Annotated in this window: 6 protein-coding genes; 5 read left to right on the forward strand and 1 reads right to left on the reverse strand. The window is 52.9% G+C overall.

Going from position 1 to position 5,647, the window contains the following annotated elements:
• Positions 1 to 143: 143 nt before the first annotated feature.
• The 4 genes from OB13_RS18725 (at position 144) to OB13_RS18740 (ending at position 4,473) form a co-directional block, all read left to right on the forward strand.
• Positions 144 to 1,058: a universal stress protein gene (locus OB13_RS18725; RefSeq protein ID WP_461491709.1), complete on the forward strand. Its 915-nt coding sequence runs from the start codon at positions 144 to 146 to the stop codon at positions 1,056 to 1,058.
• A gap of 720 nt (positions 1,059 to 1,778) precedes the next feature.
• Positions 1,779 to 2,672 carry a phosphodiester glycosidase family protein gene (locus OB13_RS18730; RefSeq protein WP_461491710.1) on the forward strand — a complete coding sequence of 298 codons (894 nt, stop codon included), beginning with the start codon at positions 1,779 to 1,781 and terminating at the stop codon, positions 2,670 to 2,672.
• A 139-nt stretch (positions 2,673 to 2,811) separates the two neighbouring features.
• Positions 2,812 to 3,951, forward strand: coding sequence for a putative sensor domain DACNV-containing protein (locus tag OB13_RS18735; RefSeq protein WP_461491711.1), 1,140 nt, complete (start codon positions 2,812 to 2,814; stop codon positions 3,949 to 3,951).
• Positions 3,952 to 3,999: 48 nt separating this feature from the next.
• Complete coding sequence (locus OB13_RS18740; RefSeq protein WP_461491712.1) at positions 4,000 to 4,473, forward strand: 3'-5' exonuclease; 474 nt, start codon at positions 4,000 to 4,002, stop codon at positions 4,471 to 4,473.
• A 126-nt stretch (positions 4,474 to 4,599) separates the two neighbouring features.
• On the opposite strand, the gene OB13_RS18745 is transcribed toward OB13_RS18740, so the two are convergent.
• Entirely contained in the window at positions 4,600 to 5,034 is a 435-nt protein-coding gene (locus tag OB13_RS18745) for a winged helix-turn-helix transcriptional regulator (protein WP_461491713.1), read from the reverse strand.
• A 116-nt stretch (positions 5,035 to 5,150) separates the two neighbouring features.
• On the opposite strand from OB13_RS18745, the gene OB13_RS18750 reads away from it, so the two are divergent.
• On the forward strand, positions 5,151 to 5,647 hold a 497-nt coding region (locus tag OB13_RS18750; RefSeq protein ID WP_461491714.1), incomplete at its 3' end, for a nitroreductase family protein.

A 5,647-nucleotide genomic window follows, 5' to 3' on the forward strand; every position in this document is an offset into this window, starting at 1 on the left:
GGCAGCCTTTTTTGTTTAAAAGCTGATAAAACTCATTTTTCCGGGTGACGGGCAACATTCTTTTTTCTGAAACAATGTTGTAACTTTGAAAACAAGTACAAGGCAACAGCGCCTTGGCACGACCTTACCATAAGATCAGCACCATGAAAACTATATTGGTCCCCATCGATTACTCCGACAATTCGCAAAATGCACTTTCATACGCCCTTGAAACAGCCCGCATGACCGGTTCGGAAATCATTCTTTTCCATGCCTTCTTCCCGGTCACCTCTCCTCCTGCCGCCTACGATGTGGCAGATGTGGTGCTGGCGCTGGAAGAAGCCCGCAAAATAGAACTTGCCGCATTTGCCCGCACAACCAGGCAGGAACTGGCCGGAAAAGCTAACATACCGAACGGAACCACAGGATACGACAAGATCAGCATCCGCTCAGTTGCCAAAATGGGCACTGCGTTTGAGCTGATTCTCAAAGCCCTTGAAGAGTATCAGGTGGACCTGGTTATTATGGGCATGCAGGGAGGCGGTTACATCAGCCAGGCGGTGCTGGGAAGCACAACCATTTCGGTGATGCAGGCCAGTTTGGTACCGGTGCTGGCCATCCCAAAGGGAGTAACCTTTACGCCATTCAAGTCGGTTGTTTTTGCCGTTAACCTGAGCAAATTGCCTGCTGGCATTGACCTGCACCTGCTGCGCGATTTTCTCCTGGCCTGCGAAGCCAAACTCCACGTGCTGCACCTGTACAGAAACAAAGAGCAACAGGTAAAATTCGATGCCCGCCCCGCCCTGGAAAACATCGCTGGAAAACTGGAAGGCGTTTCCTACGAAGTCTCCTTCGACGTTGTGGAAGATGTAGCAGCCGGTATCCAGCAGTTTATTCAGGAAAAGGGTGCCGACCTGTTGGTGCTGCTCCCGCAAAAGCATACTTTCATTGAAAGGCTGCTCGATAAAAGCATCACCGGCAGGATCACGGCGCATCCCCTGGTGCCTTTGCTGGCTTTGCCTTTTGGCTCCCTGCTGCCTGTCGCAGCTACTACAGAACAGGAAGTGCTGGCAGACTAAACCCTGGCTATACCTGAAAGCCTTCTCCCCGGGAGTACAAGCATTCGGCTTGCCTCCGGGTAGAAGGCTTTTTATTTATAGACGTGTTCCGGCAGTTATAGTACAGTACTTATTGTGCAGGTTCGCGTCTTCGCCAGGCTTGAGAAGACCTATCGAATGTTTGAACAGGTATAGGCTTGGCTTACGCACGAGTGACCAGCCTATCGCTTCTTTTGTCATCCTGTAAGGATCCTGGTAGCGAGTGGTATAGGCTGGAACTTCCCGGGAAGGCTGGTTTGTTTCATCCTCTTTTTCTGGCGCGGGAATTATTTCCGTGCCCTGCCGATAAGGCCGAGTCTGTGACTCGCGTAGGACGCGAGCTGAACCGGACATCCTAATCCAAATCTAAGGCTGCTGCGGATTTCCTAACCCGTGTATACCTGCAAATGATAAGGCATTTCATTCTCTTTATTGTCACCTGTTTCTTGTCATCCTGAAAGGATCTTGGTGGCAAGTAAGACAGGCTTAACCTCCCTTCTCACAAGATTCTTTACAGAATGACAGAGTTGTTTTGCACTTGTTTTCACGATGACCCTACCCGTACACGGGGCTAAGGATGTCCCGAAGATCGGTTGTGAGATCTCCCACCAGCGACTTCCGTGTGCAAACATTAAAGTTTCACAATTCCTTCCTTCCCCTTATATTAGCTGCACCCTATACCTTCTTTCACACTTATCCCACATGAAAAAGATCTTCCTGCTCCCCTTCCTCTTCAGTCTGCTATTAACCAGCGCCCAACCTATACCAGTCCTCGCCCAGTCGCCAGGTATAGCGCAGCAGACCGGCCTGGACCAGGCGCTCCAAAGAAAGCACTGGCAGACCGAAAAAGTAAGCCGCGGCATGCGCTGGAAGTACTATCATGGCAACGGCCTGTTTGACTCCCGCCAAAGCATTAGTGTGCTGGACATAAACCTGCGCAAGGCAGGTATAGCGCTGAGCTTTGCCTACTCCGACTCTACCCGCATCAAGACCAGCACCTTTGCCCGGGAGCAAAACGCTCTCGCCGCTATCAACGGCTCTTACTTCGATGTAAAGAATGGCGGCTCGGTGAATTTTTTTAGGACTGGAGGTCAGGTAAATGCCAGCACCACACCGCAGATGGCAGCTTACCGCGAGAATGCAGCCATCGCCGTAGACGCAGCCGGTAAACCGCAGATCATCCGGAAGCCGGAAGCCGGCTGGGAATCGACGGCTATACCTGACGTGTTATCTTCAGGCCCCTTGCTGGTGTTTGGCGGCGAAAAGGAAACCATGGTGCAGCAGGCCTTCAACACAAACCGGCACCCGAGAACCGCGATCGGTATCACCAAAGACAATCACCTGCTGCTGGTAACCGTGGACGGGCGCTCCGCAGAGGCCCAGGGCATGTCGAACGAAGAACTGGCCCTGCTCATGCAGGCATTGGGCTGCACCGAAGCCCTCAACCTCGACGGTGGCGGCTCCACTACGATGTGGATCGAAGGCAAAGGCACGGAGGGCATCGTCAACTACCCGAGCGACAACAAGGTTTACGACCAGAAAGGCGAGCGTGCCGTGGCCAACAGCGTGCTTATCGTAAAAAGACACCGTAAATAATCCTGCTTTTATACCCATCTGCTGACCAGCACCTCAACGCTCCTGCCAAAAATGGAGTACAGGTGGTAGGACAACTACTGAAAGCAGCAGACACGGACCTTCGGTTTCGCGTGTAATTGTATTCAACAGGAAAGAAAATATGATCGGCAAATCAACATACCAGGCAGCCCGGGCAGTAGCCAAGATCATGGAGGGGCATTTTGCCGGTCAGATTGCCGGGGCAAAGGCGCGCGGGGAGGATAATCTTGCAGCTGAACCCAAGGCCGAGATCATAGAAACGATGATAGACGCCGCCTTTTGGGCCAGTTTACGTCGCGAAGAAGGGCATTCTCCCAAAATCTCACTCGCCTACCTGCCGCCCGCACAGGCTGAGCAGCCACTCCTATTTGAGCATCACCTGACCTTATCCTCCAGTGTCCTGACCAAGCTCGGACCCGGTGTGGAGCGTCCGGGCATTCACCTGGGAGTATGGCATGAAAACGATTACCTCTACATATGGGGCACCACACGCACCATCCCTAATTTTTGCTTTGTGCTGGATGTGCCGGAGCCAGGCTTAATGGTGATCAAGCACCGCCGCCGCGATGGCTTTGGCAAGTTTGTGAATGTAGCGGTGCTTATGGGCGATCAGGTCAAGATCATCAAAGACCCGAATGCGCAGCTACCCGATTGCCCCGACCTGCTTAGCTCCCTGCTCGGCTTCAGCTCGCTTTCTGCCTGGAATCAGTCGCTGAACATACTGGTACAGCTGGCTGTGTCGATGCGGGCGCACCAAAAAGGAGGTATCCTGCTGGTGGTACCTGCCGGCACTGAAAACTGGCGCCATTCCATCCGCCACCCGATGAAGTATTCCGTCGGCCCGGCGTTCTGCGAACTGGCGGACCTGGTGCAGCAGAAAGAAACCGACCAGGAGTATGGCTGGCAGGATGACGTGAACCGGGCGGTGGATACCATTGCCGGATTGACAGCAGTGGATGGCGCCACCATCATCAGTGACAAATATGAATTGTTCGGCTTCGGTGCTAAAATAAAAAGAAGTGAAGGCAGCGCACCGGTTGAGAATATTATGGTGACGGAACCGATTGTAGGCGGAGATGCGGTGATCGACCAACCGGCACAAAGCGGCGGTACCCGGCATCTGTCAGCGGCTCAGTTCGTGCACGACCAGCGCGATGCATTGGCCTTGGTGGCTTCCCAGGATGGCCGTTTCACAATTTTCAGCTGGTCTTCCTGCGAAAACATGGTGCAGGCGCATCGCATCGATACCTTGCTGCTGTAGAAGGGTAAAAAAACGTACCTTTGCCGGAAGTATCACCCCAACCCTTTTATGAGTCATACCTTTACCGCGATAGATTTTGAAACGGCGCAAGGCAAGCGCTGGAGCATTTGCCAGGTCGGCCTGGTGCGCATTGAAAACGGTCAGATAACCGAGAAGATCAACAAGTTGGTTTGCCCCCCGGACAATGCTTACTTCTACCGCAACATCGAGATCCATGGGATTCGTCCACAGGATACCTGCCATGCGCCTACCTTCAAATCAGTCTGGAATGAAATAAAATCTTACATAGAGAACCAGACGGTGGTAGCCCATAACGGCGCGTTCGACTTCAGCTGCCTCCGCCATACCCTCGACTACTACCGGGTCGAGCAGCCTACCTACCAGCAGCAATGCACGCTTAAGATTTACAAGAAAGACCTGGCCACCCTCTGCCGCGAACATAAGATCCAGCTCAACCACCACGACGCCCTCTCGGACGCCCTGGCCTGTGCCGAGCTATACCTGCGGGCGCTTCGGAACTAGCGGAATCCCGCGAGTGTCCGGGGCAAAGGCTATGGTAAAAAGCAGTCTCAGGTATAGCCGGAAATAGATTTCAGATACCCGCGGATTGGGAGACGCTGGGAGGTCCGTTCCGGCGTAGTAGGCTCGTTAAACGGCTGACTGCGCCTTCTTCCCATACCTTTCACGGGCTTCCAGGATCTGGTTGCTGTTCAGTTTGGCCCAGTCTGCCAGTTGCAGGAGTTGCAGCAACAGGCTTTTCCCGAGGGGCGTCAGGGCATATTCTACCCGCGGCGGTATTTCCGGGTAAACGGCTCTGCTCACAAGCCCGTCTTCTTCCAGCGATCTCAGGGTGACGGTCAGCATCCGCTGCGACACGCTTGCAATCGAACTTTTGAGCTCGTTGAAACGGAGCTTCTCCTGGTTTCCCAGCGTCAGGATGGTGTAAATAGACCATTTGTCACCAAACCGGGCCAATACATCCTTAATAGGGCAGCAAACCTCCACCTCCGTCCGGGTAAAAATAACTTTCTCTAATTTTTCCTGCATGTTAAGTTGCTGATTCTCACTATTAGTTACTTCCATGATACTAGGTGCTGTTTGGGTGCCTGCTTGCCGGACTCAAATGTAATCAATAATTTTGAGTTACTAAAAGTAACCTAGTTATGAAACATTACTAGCAAATTAACTGTTGTATAGACATGAATATCCTAGAAACACTGGAATGGCGCTATGCGTCCAAGCGAATGAATGGCCAGCGTGTGCCATCTGAGAAAGTTGAAACCATACTGGAGGCGATCCGCATGGCTCCTTCTTCCATGGGTCTGCAGCCCTACACGGTACTGGTGATTGAGGACGAGGAACTGAAGAAGCAGATCAGGCCGATCGCCTATAACCAGCCTCAGATAGAGGAAAGCTCCCACCTGCTAGTATTTGCGGCCTGGGACGATGTTACCCCGGCCCACATCGAAGACTACATCCAGCATACTGCGGCTGTGCGCAACATGCCGGAAGAGGCGCTGGCCGATTTCAAGAACCAGTTGCTCCAAATGGCTCAAAGCAAAACACAGGAACAGAACTACAATTGGGCAGCCCGCCAGGCATACATCGCTTTCGGTACCGGATTGGTAGCCGCAGCCGCTGAGCGCGTAGACGCTACTCCAATGGAAGGCTTCGACGCAGCAGCACTTGACAAGCT

This window comes from Pontibacter sp. HJ8 (assembly GCF_054824225.1).